We start from the raw sequence: 16,728 nt of genomic DNA on the forward strand, positions 1-16,728 counted from the left end.
ACATATATTTATAAAATTAGATTAGATCTAAACCGCGTGTAATGTCGCGAATAATATCATCAATCTCTTCCAAACCAACAGAAACGCGAATTAAACCTTCACGAATACCCGCTGCTGCTTTGGCTTCTGGAGACAATTTACCATGCGTGGTTGTTGCCGGATGAGTAATGGTTGATTTCACATCACCCAGATTACCGGTGATTGAAATGAACTGGGTATTGTCAATTACTTTCCAGGCACCTTCACGGCTACCTTTCACTTCGAAAGATACGATACCACCGAAACCGGTTTGTTGTTTTGCAGCCAGTTCATGACCGATATGCTCAGGCAAACCTGCATAGTAAACTTTTTCTACTTTCGGATGTGCATTTAAGAATTCTGCCAGTTTTTGTGCATTGGCAGAATGTTCACGCATACGTAAACGTAAAGTTTCTAGACCTTTCAGGAATACCCAGGCATTAAACGGGCTCATAGAAGGACCAGTGGTACGTACATAACCGAAGATTTCTTCAAGCAGTTTGTGGTTACCTACTACAGCGCCACCGAGTGCACGGCCTTGGCCATCCAGATATTTAGTCGCAGAATATACGACTAAGTCTGCACCAAATTTGAGTGGTTGTTGTAACACTGGTGTACAGAAGCTGTTGTCAATCGCGAGCAATGCATCATTGGCATGTGCAATATCTGCCAAAGCCTGAATATCTGCCACTTCAGCCAATGGGTTTGACGGAGATTCAACAAAGAGTAATTTGGTTTCTGGCTTGATGGCATTTTTCCATGCATCCAGATCCGTCAGATCGACAAACTCAACTGCGACACCAAATTTAGCCACGTATTTCTCGAATAAAGAAACTGTTGAACCAAATACGGCACGTGAACAGATGACATGATCGCCTGCTTTCAGGTAAGCCATCGCTACTGCCATAATCGCAGCCATACCAGAGCTGGTCGCAACAGCGCGTTCTGCGCCTTCTAAGGCAGCCAGACGCTTTTCAAACATGGCAACAGTTGGATTAGTAAAGCGAGAGTAAATATTACCCGGCTCCTGGCCTGAAAATTTCGCTGCGGCTTCAGCCGCATTTTCATAAACAAATGACGATGTTAGAAAAATCGGTTCACCATGCTCACCCTCGAAGCTGCGGGTGTGACCGGTACGGATGGCTAAAGTTTCTAATTGATAGTTAAAATCGTCTTGCTGGCTCATCACTTTACTTCAGCCCAAAGGCTGCCTTTTGTAAAAAATTGCCAACATTTTGAGCGTCTAAGCTATTTCAGGTCAAGGCATAATAAGCAATTATTGCTTAGACTTCGACCAATTCTCCTTTGTATACGGATAAATTATTTACATGATTCAGTTAAAACAAAATATTCAACGCCAGAAGAAAAAATTAAAACACCTGAATGCACGGTTATTTAACTCGTCTTCCCTGATTCTTTCGCAAAAAACGCCCTTTGAATATATTGCTGCGACTGAGTTCTGCAAAATTCGCTATTATGCAGCGCCTGAAAAAAAGTACCGTGAGCCGTTAGTCTTTGTTGCCCCTCTTGCGATTAATATGGATATTTATGATCTGTATCCTTACCGTTCACTAGTCAAGCATTTTCAGCATAGCGGTTTTGATGTCTATTTAGTGGAATGGAAACGTTTCCGTTATAAACACCGTCACTTGAATTTCCTGTCTTTTATCGACGGCGCGATTCCTCAGGCTATTGAACGAATCTGCTCGCATTCAGGCAGTCAGTTTATTTCCTTGCATGGCTGGAGTATGGCTGGAATTTTTGTCACACTTTATACTGCGCTACATTCCCCTGAACATGTTAAAAACCTGATTGTACTGGGTAGCCCGATTGACAGTTATGCATCCGGTCGCGTTGGCAAGCTTTTTAGCACCACCAACAAGCTCATTTCCAAAAATAAAACCCTGCAACAGGCGATTCATCAAGGATTGATTCCTAAGGAATATATTCATTCGCCCGGCATCATCAATGCATTGGGATTTAAGCTCCTTGATCCGATTGGCTGGTTTAAAAGCCAGAAGCAGTTTTTGATGAACCTGGAAAATGTTGAAGATGTCTATGAACATGCCACCATGGGCAATTTTTTGAACAAGATGATTGATTATCCGGGTGGAATCAATCAGGACATGGTGCTGCACTTATGGCTGCAAAATCCTTTAAAAAATGGCTCAATGACTTTAAACGGCCGAACGATTGACCTGAAAAATATTAACTGTTCCTTACTGGTCGGGGCTGGGAAAACCGATCAGATTGTTACGGAACAGTCAGCTAAACCTTTGATGGAATTGACAAGTAGTACCGATAAGACGTTTACTCTTATCCCGGGTGGTCATCTTGGACTGATGTCCAATCAGAAAACAGCCAATACATTCTGGCCGAAACTGACCACCTGGCTGGCACAACGCTCAACCCGGATAGATGCTTAATTCCGGAAGAGCCGGCAATTTTCAGGTATTTATTATTTTATTCAGAGGGTATGACATGATTCAGTCAGTGGCATTTATTGGTTTAGGCGCAATGGGTTATCGCATGGCAGCGCATTTACCCAAGCATTTTGAGACAGTTTATGTCTGGAACCGTACTTTTGCCAAGGCTGAAGAACATGCTGCTGAATATGGCACCCAAGCTGTCGCTTTAGAACAGGCAGTTCAGGCAGATATTATTTTTTCCTGCCTGCCGACCAGTGCCGATGTTGAAGCATTAGTCCAAGGCCTCAGCCTTAAAGCTGGCAGTATCTGGGTAGACTGTACCAGCGGTGTTCCTGACGCTGCCCGACGCTTAGAAGAAGCACTGGCTGAACAGGGTGTGATTTTCCTGGATGCGCCTGTGAGTGGCCAGACCATTGGTGCGGAAAATGGCACATTGACTGTGATGGTCGGCGGTAATGCGGAAGGCTTTGAAAAAGCCCTGCCAGCGATGCAGGCGTTTGGCAAATTGATCAAGCATGTGGGGACATCAGGTGCCGGCTTTGCGGTAAAAGCGGTAAATAATATGTTACTGGCTGTAAACCTGTGTGCAGCAGCAGAAGGCTTTACCACGCTGAAAGCGCACGGCGTTGACCTGAATGAAGCGCTGGATTGTATCAATGCATCAAGCGGTAAAAGCAATGTGACTGAAACCGTTTTACCACAGCGTGTTTTGAACCGTAGCTTCCCTGTTACCTTTGCCCTGCCTCTTTTAGCCAAAGATACAGGCATTGCACTTGATCTTGCGCGCGATGCCAAACTGGCAGTACCACTTCTCGCTTTAGGTCAAAGTCTGGTGCAAGCTGCTAGCAATCTGTCGGATAAAAATAGTGACTTTTCCAGTGCTGTAAAAATGTATGAATCATGGAGTAATATTACCATTGAGTAATATCTCGCCATTGAATAATAATAAACAAACCTAATATTGTGACTATAGACTAGCCACATGCAGTGATACCTGAGGAAACTCTTATGAATAAGTTATTTGTTGCAGCACTCGTCGGTTCTGCAACTTTGTTTGGGGCTTCAACATCGGTTCTTGCATCTGAACAGGAATGCAAAAAATTGAAAAATGACCATGATGTCATTTATGCATCAAAAGGTTTCTGTTTCAAGGATCCTGAAGCAAAAGCAAAGTTTAATGACAATTGCTACACAACCAAGCCAAAATTTTCAGAAAAAGAGCAGCAACGTCTTGACGCGATCAAAGAACGTCAGAAAGAATTGAACTGTAAATAATACAATTCAATTCTGCTCAAGGAATGCACTTATGACTTACGATGACCAAAATATTTTTGCACGAATTCTGCGTGATGAACTTCCAGCAATTAAAGTGTATGAAGATGACCGAGTTCTTGCATTTATGGACATCATGCCACAGGCCGATGGTCATACTTTGGTCATTCCTAAAACACCCGCAATTACCCTGCTTGACCTGGATCCTGAAGTTGCAGCCTATACCATTCAGGTGGTGCAAAAAATTGCCAAAGCGATTGAAAAAGGTTTAGGGGTAGATGGCATTGTACTGATGCAGCTCTCTGGCGCTGCGGCGGGTCAGACTGTTCCGCATGTCCATTTCCATCTGGTACCTACTTCTTTGCACAACCTTGGCAAACATGCTGCACAAATGGGTGATCAGGAAAAAATCAAGCAACTGGCAGAGAAAATTAAAGCTGCTCTTTAATTCATTCTTCGTCCTTAAAAATGGAGCTTCGGCTCCATTTTTTATGTCTTATTTTTCATTTTTTATCACCATTCATAAATACAGTATTCCTCTTAAATGACTTTATTAAAACCGCATTACTCATCTACTGGATCAGCGTTAACTAAAGCAAAAAAATCCTGCACAGAATCTTAAAAATTAAAATTGCTCCCTTTTTAGATTTCATAGATCTGCAATATTTCCTTAACCATACTGACTTATTCATCCTCAATACTGAGCACCAATACAGGATGGTAGCCAAGACCGAGCTACTGCATACACCTCAAAAGACCTAAAAAAGTCTGATTGGAGCTTTATATGAAAAAATCACTTTGCATTTTCGCAATTGGGGCAAGCGTTTTTACACCGCTCATGGCAGTCGCTGCTGATGTTAAAGTCTATGGCCGTGCACATGTGTCTTTAGATTATCTGGATGATGGCCAGGATTATAATGAAATTGGAATTTCCTCCAATGCATCACGCCTTGGATTTAAAGCTGAACAGACACTTGAAAATGGCATGACCGTATTTGGCCAGATTGAGCAGGAAATTAACTTTGCCAGTGGCTCTGCAAATGATGATGTCGAGTTTGCTACTCGTGATACCTTTGTCGGTTTAAAAGGTGAGTTCGGTCAGGCACGGATCGGCCGTTTCGACAGCCCATTTAAAGTGGCGCGCAGTCCAGTTAACTTCTTTGGAGATATGGTCGGCGATGTACGTAATGTGACCCGAGTAGGGAATCTACGTTTTGATGAACGTAATGCCAATAGCATTGAATATAAATCACCAAAATTCGGCAATGGATTTAATGTTCTGGGTGCACTTTCCCTACATGAAGCCAACAGCCCGGATGCATCTAAGGATGGTGAAAAAGATAAAGATAAGGCTTATGACCTTGCCCTTACCTACCAAAAAGATAAAGTTGATTTTGCAGCGGCATATGAACATTATGAAGAAGAAGCCAGTCGTGGTGAACGTGATGGTTTCCGGATTGCAGGTGCCTACAAAATCACGCCAGACTTGAAACTCGGTGGTCTGTATCAGTTCCTTCAGCATGACAATACCGAAGTCAATCCTGATGCTCAGGTCTTTGGCATCGCGGGTGAATATAAATTAGCAGCCAAGACCTCATTGCGTGGACAGGTCTTTCACCGTGATGTAGATGCCGATGATGCCAATGCTACTTTACTGGCGATTGGAATTGAACATCGTCTTGACCCAGCAGTCCGCATCTACAGCAATCTGGCCAGTGTATTAAATGATGAAAACTCAAATCTGACACCTTGGGCACAAGGCCGTAGCAATGCAGTGGCTGGCGCACGTGGTGAAGACAGCTTCGGACTATCGGTCGGTATGCGTTACGACTTCTGAAGCCCTCCCCAATTCCATATTAGAAAAGAGCCTGCCTGATGCGGGTTCTTTTTTATTTTTTAATTAATCCCGACTATTTTAATTAGAATAAAAACTGAATAAAAACCCCAGCAAAATAATCAGGATTAATATACTTGAAAAATAAATTCCAACCATTTTAATCAGATTAAAATAATCTATTGTTACAAAAAACAATCACAAATATTTAGAATAATTATCAAACTTTTAATTAAATATTATTAATATTTTCAATAACTTATAAATATATATTTATTTAAACTATTTGGTCTATTTATTTTTTAGTTACAATCGATTAATAATATATAACAAACCACATAATAGGCTTGTTCACATGAGCTTAGTTTCTAAAAATTTAAACCAAAAAACAGTAAGAGAGATTACTGCGATTTTAATTATCAAGATCATTCTACTTCTGGTAATTAAAAATATTTGGTTTGATGCGCCTACTATTCCAAAAGATTTTGACACTCAAGTCGCCGAGCGTATCGCCGGCAATCCTTCCCAAATCAAGGAGACACGTTGATGATTTCTGAAAGCGTGGTCGATCTTTCGCGGTTCCAGTTCGCTATGACCGCGATGTATCACTTTATTTTTGTTCCACTGACCTTAGGCCTGGCATTTCTGCTTGCCATTATGGAAACCACCTATGTGATTTCCGGCAAAGAAATTTACAAGGACATGACTAAGTTTTGGGGAAAACTGTTCGGGATTAACTTTGCCTTAGGGGTAACCACAGGCTTGACCATGGAGTTCCAGTTCGGAACCAACTGGGCATATTATTCGCATTATGTGGGTGATATTTTCGGTGCACCATTGGCTATTGAAGGTTTGATGGCCTTCTTCCTTGAATCTACTTTCATTGGTTTATTCTTCTTCGGTTGGGACCGTTTATCCAAAGTACAGCATCTGGGCGTGACCTGGTTAGTTGCACTGGGATCTAACATGTCTGCACTGTGGATTCTGGTTGCCAATGGCTGGATGCAAAACCCGGTTGGTTCAGCATTCAACTATGAAACCATGCGTATGGAAATGGTGGACTTTGCAGCACTGATCTTTAACCCGGTTGCACAGGTTAAATTCGTACATACTGTTTCTGCAGGTTATGTGACTGGTGCCATCTTCGTACTGGCGATTTCAAGTTACTATATGCTGAAAAAACGTGACTTGCCATTTGCACGCCGTTCATTTGCGATTGCTGCCATTTTCGGCTTAGCGTCAACTCTTTCTGTGATCCTGCTGGGCGATGAGTCTGGTTATGAAATTGGTGATGTACAGAAAACCAAACTGGCTGCGATTGAAGCAGAATGGGAAACTGAACCAGCACCTGCAGCATTTACTTTATTTGGCTTCCCAAATAAAGAAACCATGTCTACCGATTATGCTGTGAAAATTCCTTATGTTATGGGGATTATCGCTACACGTTCTGTAGATACGCCTGTTACCGGTATTAAAGACCTGCTGGTTGAACATGAAGGTCGTATCCGAAACGGTATGGTGGCTTATGAACAACTGGAAAAACTACGTGCTGGTGATCAGTCTCCTGAGCTGAAAGCTGCATTTGCAGAAACTCAAAAAGATTTGGGCTACGGTCTGCTTTTGAAAAAATATACTGCAAATGTTGTAGATGCTTCTGACGAGCAAATTAAGGCAGCAGCAAAAGATACTATTCCACATGTACCAAGCCTGTTCTGGGCATTTCGTGCCATGGTCGCTTCTGGCTTCCTGATGCTGGTTCTATTTGTTCTTGCAACTTTTGCGGTGGCTAAACGCAATGCAGAAAACAAACCTTGGTTATTAAAATTTGCATTATTTGCACTACCACTTCCATGGATTGCGGCACAAACTGGCTGGTTTGTTGCTGAAGTAGGTCGTCAACCTTGGACTATTGGTGAGGTTCTGCCTACACATTTATCGACTTCAAGCTTAAGCACAGGCGATGTATGGGGATCAATCATTGCATTAGCAGCGTTCTACACTGTCTTGCTGATTATTGAAATGTACCTGATGATTAAATTCTCACGCCTTGGCCCAAGTTCTCTACATACTGGTAAATACCACTTCGAGAAACTTGAAGCTGCAAAAAAGGCAAATGAGGAGGCTCAAGCATGATCGAATATGAATTACTCAAAATAATCTGGTGGGTACTGGTTGGCGTCTTGCTGATTGGTTTCGCCCTGACTGATGGCTTTGATATGGGCTCCATGGCGATCATGCCATTCGTGGGTCAGAATGATGAAGAACGTCGTGCGGCAATCAATACGATTGCCCCGCATTGGGATGGTAACCAGGTCTGGTTTATTACTGCGGGTGGTGCCCTGTTTGCTGCCTGGCCAATGGTTTATGCAACTGCCTTTTCTGGTATGTACTGGGCACTTCTGCTTGTTCTGTTTGCCTTATTCCTGCGTCCAGTAGGATTCGACTATCGCTCCAAACTGGAAAATACCAAATGGCGTAATGCCTGGGATTGGGGCCTAGCAGTTGGTGGTGCTGTGCCTGCACTGGTTTTCGGTGTCGCATTCGGCAATATGTTCCTGGGTGTTCCATTTACATTAGACGAAACAGTTCGTTCGACTTATTCTGGCAGCTTCTTTGCCCTGCTCAATCCATTTGCACTGGTATGTGGTGTTGTCAGCTTATCTATGCTGTGTGCACACGGTGGTGCATGGTTGATGCTACGTACAGATGGCGATTTACGTGAACGTTCTGCCAAAGCAACCAAAATCATGGGGATTGTTTATCTGGTAGCTTTCCTGGCAGTCGGTGCATGGTTATATTTCGGTGGTATCCAGGGTTATACCCTAGTGACTCCTTACGAAACTAACGGTATCGCTAATCCACTAGCAAAAGAAGTACTGACCAATGCCAACCCAGGCTGGATGAACAACTACAGCACTTATCCAATCACGATACTGGCACCAGTTGCAGGTATTTTAGGTGGCATTATTGTGGTATTGGCTGCATCTAAAGCCAAAGCAGGTTTGAGCTTCCTGGGTTCATCTTTAGCGGTGATCGGTGCAATTTTGACTGCCGGTTTTGCCCTATTCCCATTCCTGATGCCTTCAAGCATTAATCCGGTTGCAAGCTTAACCATGTGGGATGCGGTATCCAGCCAAAATACCTTAACTGTGATGACTGTGGCTGCATGCATTTTTGTTCCACTGATTCTGTGCTACACCACTTGGTGTTACTACAAGATGTGGGGCGTGATTACCAAAAAACATATTCAAGAGAATTCACACAGCCTGTACTAAGGCTGTGTCTTAGGAGATAAAATTATGTGGTATTTCGCATGGATTCTCGGCATTTTGATGGCCTGTTTCGCCGGTGTACTCAGTGCACTATATATTGAAAATCATCAAGACCTGGATGAGAAATAAGAGATGACAGACGCTGCAGTTGAACAAGTAAAGATAGAAAAAAAATCTAACCCTTTTGCAATGGTGATTTCTTGCCTATTGGCTTTTCCACTCGCAGCGGTGTTGCTGGTTCATCCTGCTGCAATGCTGGATGCCAACGGGGAATATAGCCACCGCGCCATGATGTTTATCATGATCGGCATTTCAGGCGGTTTTATTCACGGGGTTGGCTTTATCCCTCAGCACTGGTTCTGGAAATGGCTATTTAGTCCGTTTCTGGCTTGGCCGTTAATGCTATGGGGTTATTACACCTGGTTTCTTAATTAGGTATTAAACAGCCAAAAACAAAGCCCTCATTTGAGGGCTTTTTGTTCTTTATTTCTTTTGTGAAACACAGCCTGTTTCATAGGTAGTTCCCAAATCCTGAAGGGATTGAGTAAACTGATTATCCAGTGTACTCACAAACCGGAATTCATCCTGCGCTGTCGCAAGATGCAGATTCTGTTCTGATAGATACTTTAACTGCTTTAAACCGGTTGCATATTCACAGGCTTTAGCAATCATAAGTGCAGGATGCTCACGTCGGTCTACCGATGAGTTCAACACGGCAAGTTTTAGCTCTAACTCATCATATTTTTGTTTGGTTTGCGCCTTAAATTCAGCCTGACTCAGTGGTTTGGCCCAAGCTGAAACAGATAACCCGAAAATTCCAATGGTTATCATTAATTTATTCATTTTCCCTTCAACAATAAAAACTACATACGATTTATCTAAGTTCTTGAATATTTATAACATAAAGCTACTTTTAATAAATACGAGCAATAAAAAAGCCAGAACTACTCTGGCTTTGAAAACTTACTTCATTGAATTTTCTACCGATGAGTATGAATTGACATCACAATACCCATCCCTGCCAACATGGAAATTACGGCTGTACCACCATAACTCATCAATGGCAAAGGGTCACCCGTCACAGGTAAAATCCCACTGACCATGCCTGAGTTTAAAAATACAAAGAAGAAAAAAGTCAGTCCGATCGCACCGGCATACAAACGGCCAAAGTTATGAAAGCTATTCATACCAATAATCAAACAGCGAATAATAATGGCCGTAAACAGGCTGAATAGCAGAAACACCCCGATAAAGCCAAATTCTTCTGCATAAGTCGACATAATAAAGTCGGTATGATGTTCAGGCAGATAACCTAGATGAGACTGCGTACCTTGTGAGTAACCTTTTCCCATAATCCCGCCCGAACCGATGGCAATTTTGGACTGGATAATATTCCAGCCTGCGCCCAAAGCATCTGATTCTGGATCGAATAAAGTCAAAATCCGTTTCTTTTGATATTCCTGCAACAAGAACATCCACAGCAGCGGTACTGCAATAGCTAAAGCAGCAAAGGCTCCAGCAATTAAACGCCATGACATGCCACTTAAGAACAGTACAAAGATTCCGGGAATCACCAGACCAATATTTAAATCAGGTTGTAATGCCACCAGTACGAAAGGCACGCCTAAAATCACCAAGGCACCGACAATATCCAGAAACTTTGGAGGGAAAGGTTTACGGGCAAAGTACCAGGCCATCATCAGTGGCATGGCAAACTTCATTACCTCACTCGGCTGCATGCTCCCCACACCCGGCAACGTAATCCAGCGGGTTGCCCCCAGACGCTTTTCACCAATCACAAAGACCAGCAGTAGCATAAAGATACCGAACATATAAAAATATGGACTGGCAGCCTGATAGACCTTGGGTGGTACTTGGGCACAGATAAACATTACCACAAAACCCACACCAAAACTGATCGCCTGGCGAATCACCATCCCCGAATCTTCAGAGGTGGCACTGTAAACCACCATCAGACCCAAGATCGCATTTAAAATCAGGAAACAAAGCAGCCATGGATCAAGGTGCAACTTGGTCCATCGGGAGGCATTCTGGGGATTAATACTACGTCCATCGCGTGCGGACTGCCGCAAAAAACGATACTGCTGTGAAGGGATCATTAGCCCACGGATAGAAAATTCATGATGGCAAAATTATAAGTTAAAGTGCTCCGGAATAAATCGCCATTGACCGATTTATTCCATTTTTATTGCAATATATTTAGCGCTGGACAGCCAGAATCAACTTCGCCAGTTCCAGATCATCTGGATAGGTAATTTTAATATTATCGGAACGCCCCTGTACTACTTGGACGGGTTCATCTATATGTTCCAGTGCACTGGCTTCATCGGTAATGGTAGCACCATCTGCGAGTGCCTGCTGAATCGCACGCTTCAAAGTTCCAAGTTTCGCCATTTGTGGTGTTTGCGCCTGCCATAATGTCGAACGATCTACTGTCATTTCAATACCATGATCCTTTACGACACGTTTTAAGGTATCCCGTACCGGAATGGCCAGAATCGCAGCCTGATCAGTTTGAATTGCTGTATTGACCAGATCAATCAAAGAGCTCTGACTCACACAAGGACGGGCTGCATCATGCACCAATACCCAATCTTCTTCTGAAGCTATCTCAGATAAATATTCCAAGGCATTTAGTACAGAGTTGACGCGTTCTGCACCGCCCAAGCAAAAATGCGCTTTATCCAGACGAGAAAGTGGCAGAGTCTTGGCAACATCATCCTGTGCACCGATTGCAAGAACATAACCTGCTAATGGCAATTGATTCAGACGTGCGACCGTATGTTCAAGAACGGTCCGTTCCTGAATCATCTGGTATTGTTTAACTTCGGTTTTGGAAAATCGGCTACCGGAACCTGCAGCTGGTAAAATGACCCACAATTTATGGTGTTGTTGGAACATCAGCTGATTCATTGGTTCTCAGGTCTACTTTATTCGGATTAAGATAAATCGGTTTATATTGAGTACTAATAGTGCTCATTTGTACAAAGGTTTCATGCGGTTTGATCAAACCTAGATCGAGACGGGCATGTTCTTCGATGGCTTCAATACCATTCTTCAAATCATAAACTTCTGCAGCCAGAACGCGATTACGTTCTTTTAGCTCTTCATTCAATTCTACTTGTTGCTGGATTTTCTGGGTCAATGCCTGATGGTCATTATAACCACCCTCACCAAACCAGTATAAATATTGAAACCCTGCGATCAAAACGATCGCAAGGCCCAACAGTACTTTACTCATCAAGGAGTCGAATACATTTAACATTGACATGAGTCGCTTAGTTCAAACCTTTGAACTCAGCTTTACCGCGATATGCAGCTTGAGTCAATTCTTCGATACGAAGTAATTGGTTATATTTCGCTACACGGTCAGAACGGCAAAGTGAACCAGTCTTGATTTGACCTGCTGCTGTACCTACTGCAAGATCCGCAATAGTTGAATCTTCAGTTTCGCCTGAACGGTGAGAGATTACAGTAGAGTAACCATTTGCTTTCGCAAGGTAGATTGCATCTAAAGTTTCAGTCAATGTACCGATCTGGTTGTACTTGATCAGGATTGAGTTACCTACTTTCTCGTTGATACCGCGTTGAAGAATCTTAGGATTCGTAACGAACAGGTCATCACCCACCAACTGGATTTTATCGCCAAGGATAGAAGTCAGGTAAGACCAGCCTTCCCAGTCAGATTCGTCCAGACCATCTTCAATCGAGATGATAGGGTATTGATTTACCAGACCTGCAAGGTAGTCAGCAAACTGGTTGCTTGTGAACGATTTGTTGCCTTCACCAGCCAGGATATATTGACCATCTTTGTAGAATTCTGAAGATGCACAGTCAAGCGCAAGCATAATATCAGAACCAGCCTTGTAACCAGTTTGCTCGATTGCAGACAGGATCACAGTAATAGCTTCTTCGTTAGAACGAAGGTTTGGCGCAAAACCACCTTCATCACCAACTGCAGTGTTCAAACCTTGTTTCTTCAAAACTGATTTTAAAGAATGGAAGATTTCAGCACCAGCACGTAACGCTTCAGAGAACGAAGTGAAACCTACAGGCTCAATCATGAATTCCTGAATATCAACAGTGTTGTCTGCGTGAGCACCACCGTTCAGGATGTTCATCATTGGAACAGGCATAGTCAAAATCTTTTGACCACGAAGATCTGCGATATATTGGTAAAGCGGCGTTTTCTTTTCTTCAGCAGCAGCACGCGCAGCAGCAAGAGATACTGCCAAAGTTGCGTTTGCACCTAATTTTTCTTTGTTTTCAGTACCGTCTAAAGCGATCATCGTATTATCGATGTCTTTTTGTTCGAATACTGATTTACCCACTAACGCATCACGAATCAGAGTGTTTACGTTGTTAACCGCAGTTTTAACACCTTTACCTAGGTAACGTGCTTTATCGCCATCACGAAGTTCTAAAGCTTCACGAGAACCAGTTGAAGCACCAGATGGTGCACATGCACGGCCAACTACGCCAGATGCCAGGATAACGTCTGCTTCGATGGTTGGGTTACCACGAGAGTCCAAAATTTCACGTGCACGAATGTCAACGATTTGGCTCATGAACAATTCCTCAGTTGATTAATAACAGGATGCTTAAAACTGCATCAATGGGTATCTAATTTTTCAAATCCTTTCACTAGAGTATCCAGCTCTTTTAATTGAGCCAGGAATGGTTCTAGTTGAGATAAACGCAAGGCACAAGGACCATCACATTTTGCCACATCCGGATTTGGATGAGCTTCCAGGAACAAACCTGCAAGACCTGTTGCCATACCGGCACGCGCCAGTGTAGTAATCTGCGCACGACGACCACCGGCAGAGTCAGCACGACCGCCTGGAGTTTGTAATGCATGTGTTACATCAAAGAATACTGGCACGTTCATTTCTTTCATGATGTCGAAGCCCAGCATGTCTACAACCAGATTGTTGTAACCAAAAGCAGAACCACGCTCACAAAGAATCAGCTTGTCATTCCCTGCTTCCAGACACTTATGCAAAATGTGGCGCATTTCGTGCGGAGCAAGGAACTGGGCTTTCTTGATGTTGATAATGGCATCAGTTTTTGCCATCGCTTCAACCAGGTCAGTCTGACGACTTAAGAATGCAGGTAGCTGGATAATGTCAGCAACTTCTGCCACAGGAGCAGCCTGATACGGCTCATGTACATCAGTGATAATTGGCACATTAAAATGTTTTTTAATGTCAGCTAACCACTCGATTCCTTTTTCCAGGCCAGGCCCACGGAATGAGTTCAGGCTTGAACGGTTGGCTTTATCAAAACTTGCTTTAAAGACATATGGAATATCTAAACGTTTGCAGATATCAACATAAGTCTCTGCAATTTCAAAAGCTAAGTCTTTCGACTCAAGTACGTTCATGCCGCCGAATAGTACAAATGGCAAGTGGTTTGCCATTTGTATATCGCCTAAACGTACAATTTCTTGTGGTTTTAATTGTGACATTTAAACTTCCTAGTTGTGTCTTAAACTCGCATTATTTAGTTTTTTGGTACTGTTTTTTCGCAGCATCAATGAAACCGGCAAATAATGGATGTCCATCACGTGGCGAGCTGGTAAATTCCGGGTGGAATTGTACTGCAATAAACCAAGGATGTGCAGGAATTTCAACAGTTTCTACCAGGTGTTGCACTGGAGAATAACCAGAAATCTTCATGCCTTTTTCTTCCAGCACTGGGATATAACGGTTGTTCATCTCGTAACGGTGACGGTGACGTTCGATAATTTCATCCGAACCATACACTTCAGCAGTCTTGGTACCCGGTACCAGTTCAGACTTCTGTGCACCTAGACGCATGGTACCGCCAAGATCAGAATCTACTGAACGCTGTTGAACTTCACCGCGCTCATCTAACCATTCAGTGATCAGACCAATCAATGGAGATTTGGTTGAACGGTTGAATTCTGTTGAAGTCGCATCAGTGATACCCGCCACGTTACGTGCATATTCGATCACTGCAAGCTGCATACCTAAACAGATGCCTAAGAATGGCACACCGTTTTCACGTGCAAAACGAATCGCTTTCATTTTGCCTTCAGTACCACGTTCACCGAAACCGCCTGGTACCAGAATCGCATCCGCATCTTTCAATACTTCATTGACATCTTGGCTTTCAAGCTCTTCAGCATTGACATAGTCGATCTGAACTTTCACGCGGTTTTGAATACCGGCATGTAAAAGTGCTTCGTTCACAGACTTATAGGCATCTGGAAGTTCAACATATTTACCAACCATTGCCACACGAACGGTGTATTCAGGGTTCAGTAAAGCTTCTACCACATTATCCCAGTCAGACAGGTCTGCTTCTGGAAGATTGTCATAGCCGAAACGTTCACAGATGAGATCATCAACGTTCTGTTCATAGAAAGTACGTGGAATCTGGTAGATCGTACGTGCATCTTTACACACGACCACTGCACGCGCTTCTACGTTAGTGAACAAGGCAATTTTACGCGTCGTATCTGCATCAACATCATGTTCAGTACGGCAGATCAAAATGTCTGGTTGAATACCAATAGACAGAAGTTCTTTTACTGAGTGTTGAGTTGGTTTAGTTTTTAATTCTGCTGCAGACTTAATGTATGGGAGTAACGTTAAGTGCATCAGCATCGTACGTTTATGACCAAGTTCAACCATTAACTGACGTACAGATTCCATGAATGGGAGAGATTCAATGTCACCTACAGTACCGCCGATCTCAACGATCGCAACGTCATAACCTTCGCCAGCGCGAAGTACACGTTCTTTGATGTTGTCAGTAATGTGTGGAATAACTTGTACAGTACCACCCAGGTAGTCACCACGGCGTTCTTTATTCAGAACATCCTGGTAAACACGGCCTGATGTAAAGTTATTCAGTTTGGTCATTTTCGCACGACGCAAGAAACGTTCGTAGTAACCCAAGTCTAAGTCTGTTTCAGCACCGTCTTCTGTAACAAAAACTTCACCGTGCTGGAATGGGCTCATAGTCCCTGGATCGACATTAATGTATGGATCCATTTTTACCATGGTCACTTTTAAACCACGGGCTTCTAAAAGTGCAGCAACAGAAGCAGCTGAAATACCTTTACCTAGTGATGAAACAACACCACCAGTCACGAAAATAAAATGGGTCATTGGGTTTCTCGTACAATCGAGCCTAAATCGGCCTGCAATGTTGCGCAATTTTACTTTACCTTGTACCAATAAAGCAAAGTCAATCCGCATCAAATCAAAGAACAATAAACAATTGACTATTCTAACAGCAATTCCTGAAAAAAATTACAGTAAGTTCATATGATTTATATATTGCATTTTGCTGCTATAATAGGAACATTCACACCCTACACTATTCTGTTTGATGCAATGATGATGAAGAAACTTTTAATCTGTACCCTGATCCTGACTGGCCTTACACTGACTGGTTGTGTAAAAAAAGAAGCTCCAAAAGAAGAAGAACAAACCGAAGTTACTCCAGCATCTGAAGTGGTTGCTCCGGAACCTGTACAACTTGAGCCTGTTGAACCATTAGAATCAACACCAGTTGAACCGGTTGAAGAAGCACCAGCAGCACCGACTGTTGAAATCCAGCGCGAACAAACTGCGAATACTACGACTGAAATTCGCCGTGAAGTTAAAAAACCGGAACCTGCTCAATCAGAGCCTGCGCCTGCAGCTGAAACAAATTCAAGCACTGAGCAGCCTGCAAAACCTGCAGCAACACCAGCCGCTCCTAAAAACAACTCATCTTCTGCAAATAAGTCTGAAGATGATGCAGTTGCAGATGCAATTGCTGCTGCTATGCCAGCACTTGAAAACTAATATAATCCTTCATCAAAAAAACCCAGCTTATGCTGGGTTTTTTATGGTTTAAAAAT

At 43.0% G+C, this 16,728-nt stretch carries 19 protein-coding genes; 11 read left to right on the forward strand and 8 right to left on the reverse strand.

The window, feature by feature from the left end; translation table 11 throughout:
* Nucleotides 1–16: 16 nt before the first annotated feature.
* A complete protein-coding gene (locus FTU46_RS01570) occupies nucleotides 17–1,204 on the reverse strand; it encodes an O-succinylhomoserine sulfhydrylase (protein ID WP_180104207.1) in 1,188 nt (395 codons plus the stop codon).
* 142 nt (nucleotides 1,205–1,346) lie between these two features.
* Here FTU46_RS01570 and FTU46_RS01575 point away from each other — a divergent pair, with 142 nt between their 5' ends.
* From FTU46_RS01575 to FTU46_RS01620, 10 genes are all read left to right on the forward strand, one after another.
* Complete coding sequence (locus tag FTU46_RS01575) at nucleotides 1,347–2,444, forward strand: alpha/beta fold hydrolase (protein ID WP_034171075.1); 1,098 nt, start codon at nucleotides 1,347–1,349, stop codon at nucleotides 2,442–2,444.
* A 55-nt stretch (nucleotides 2,445–2,499) separates the two neighbouring features.
* Complete coding sequence (locus FTU46_RS01580; protein ID WP_166134859.1) at nucleotides 2,500–3,372, forward strand: NAD(P)-dependent oxidoreductase; 873 nt, start codon at nucleotides 2,500–2,502, stop codon at nucleotides 3,370–3,372.
* A gap of 83 nt (nucleotides 3,373–3,455) precedes the next feature.
* On the forward strand, nucleotides 3,456–3,722 hold the full coding sequence (locus FTU46_RS01585; RefSeq protein WP_159124442.1) for a YARHG domain-containing protein: 267 nt from the start codon (nucleotides 3,456–3,458) through the stop codon (nucleotides 3,720–3,722).
* 31 nt (nucleotides 3,723–3,753) lie between these two features.
* Nucleotides 3,754–4,167, forward strand: a complete 414-nt coding sequence (locus FTU46_RS01590; protein ID WP_180018324.1) for an HIT family protein — start codon at nucleotides 3,754–3,756, stop codon at nucleotides 4,165–4,167.
* A 336-nt stretch (nucleotides 4,168–4,503) separates the two neighbouring features.
* Complete coding sequence (locus FTU46_RS01595) at nucleotides 4,504–5,556, forward strand: porin (protein ID WP_159124444.1); 1,053 nt, start codon at nucleotides 4,504–4,506, stop codon at nucleotides 5,554–5,556.
* Nucleotides 5,557–5,908: 352 nt separating this feature from the next.
* Nucleotides 5,909–6,100 carry a cytochrome oxidase putative small subunit CydP gene (gene cydP, locus FTU46_RS01600; RefSeq protein WP_004783737.1) on the forward strand — a complete coding sequence of 64 codons (192 nt, stop codon included), beginning with the start codon at nucleotides 5,909–5,911 and terminating at the stop codon, nucleotides 6,098–6,100.
* Nucleotides 6,100–7,686, forward strand: coding sequence for a cytochrome ubiquinol oxidase subunit I (locus tag FTU46_RS01605; RefSeq protein WP_125279135.1), 1,587 nt, complete (start codon nucleotides 6,100–6,102; stop codon nucleotides 7,684–7,686). The genes cydP and FTU46_RS01605 overlap by 1 nt, the downstream gene beginning before the upstream one ends.
* Nucleotides 7,683–8,828 carry a cytochrome d ubiquinol oxidase subunit II gene (gene cydB / locus FTU46_RS01610; RefSeq protein ID WP_180003736.1) on the forward strand — a complete coding sequence of 382 codons (1,146 nt, stop codon included), beginning with the start codon at nucleotides 7,683–7,685 and terminating at the stop codon, nucleotides 8,826–8,828. Before FTU46_RS01605 ends, cydB begins: the two co-directional genes overlap by 4 nt.
* A gap of 24 nt (nucleotides 8,829–8,852) precedes the next feature.
* Nucleotides 8,853–8,954 (forward strand): cytochrome bd-I oxidase subunit CydX, encoded by a 102-nt coding sequence (gene cydX, locus FTU46_RS01615; RefSeq protein WP_004783742.1) that lies wholly within the window; start codon nucleotides 8,853–8,855, stop codon nucleotides 8,952–8,954.
* A gap of 3 nt (nucleotides 8,955–8,957) precedes the next feature.
* A complete protein-coding gene (locus FTU46_RS01620) occupies nucleotides 8,958–9,260 on the forward strand; it encodes a cyd operon YbgE family protein (RefSeq protein ID WP_159123153.1) in 303 nt (100 codons plus the stop codon).
* A 48-nt stretch (nucleotides 9,261–9,308) separates the two neighbouring features.
* On the opposite strand, the gene FTU46_RS01625 is transcribed toward FTU46_RS01620, so the two are convergent.
* From FTU46_RS01625 to FTU46_RS01655, 7 genes are all read right to left on the reverse strand, one after another.
* Nucleotides 9,309–9,668 (reverse strand): hypothetical protein, encoded by a 360-nt coding sequence (locus FTU46_RS01625; protein ID WP_257224580.1) that lies wholly within the window; start codon nucleotides 9,666–9,668, stop codon nucleotides 9,309–9,311.
* 137 nt (nucleotides 9,669–9,805) lie between these two features.
* Entirely contained in the window at nucleotides 9,806–10,945 is a 1,140-nt protein-coding gene (gene rodA / locus FTU46_RS01630; protein WP_034171070.1) for a rod shape-determining protein RodA, read from the reverse strand.
* A gap of 100 nt (nucleotides 10,946–11,045) precedes the next feature.
* Nucleotides 11,046–11,759, reverse strand: a complete 714-nt coding sequence (gene ispD / locus FTU46_RS01635) for a 2-C-methyl-D-erythritol 4-phosphate cytidylyltransferase (RefSeq protein WP_180104208.1) — start codon at nucleotides 11,757–11,759, stop codon at nucleotides 11,046–11,048.
* The gene (locus FTU46_RS01640; protein WP_004783752.1) at nucleotides 11,728–12,117 is read right to left on the reverse strand and encodes a septum formation initiator family protein; all 390 of its coding nucleotides are present in this window, start codon (nucleotides 12,115–12,117) and stop codon (nucleotides 11,728–11,730) included. The genes ispD and FTU46_RS01640 overlap by 32 nt, the downstream gene beginning before the upstream one ends.
* A gap of 7 nt (nucleotides 12,118–12,124) precedes the next feature.
* Nucleotides 12,125–13,414, reverse strand: a complete 1,290-nt coding sequence (gene eno / locus FTU46_RS01645) for a phosphopyruvate hydratase (RefSeq protein ID WP_034171067.1) — start codon at nucleotides 13,412–13,414, stop codon at nucleotides 12,125–12,127.
* Between the two features lie 44 nt (nucleotides 13,415–13,458).
* Nucleotides 13,459–14,316: a 3-deoxy-8-phosphooctulonate synthase gene (kdsA, locus tag FTU46_RS01650; protein ID WP_004783756.1), complete on the reverse strand. Its 858-nt coding sequence runs from the start codon at nucleotides 14,314–14,316 to the stop codon at nucleotides 13,459–13,461.
* Nucleotides 14,317–14,347: 31 nt separating this feature from the next.
* A complete protein-coding gene (locus tag FTU46_RS01655; protein ID WP_104426986.1) occupies nucleotides 14,348–15,988 on the reverse strand; it encodes a CTP synthase in 1,641 nt (546 codons plus the stop codon).
* Nucleotides 15,989–16,216: 228 nt separating this feature from the next.
* Here FTU46_RS01655 and FTU46_RS01660 point away from each other — a divergent pair, with 228 nt between their 5' ends.
* Nucleotides 16,217–16,672 carry a hypothetical protein gene (locus FTU46_RS01660; RefSeq protein WP_373684945.1) on the forward strand — a complete coding sequence of 152 codons (456 nt, stop codon included), beginning with the start codon at nucleotides 16,217–16,219 and terminating at the stop codon, nucleotides 16,670–16,672.
* Nucleotides 16,673–16,728 lie beyond the last annotated feature (56 nt).

Origin of the sequence: Acinetobacter sp. YH12108, from assembly GCF_013419055.1 — a bacterium.
Taxonomy (GTDB): Bacteria; Pseudomonadota; Gammaproteobacteria; order Pseudomonadales; family Moraxellaceae; genus Acinetobacter.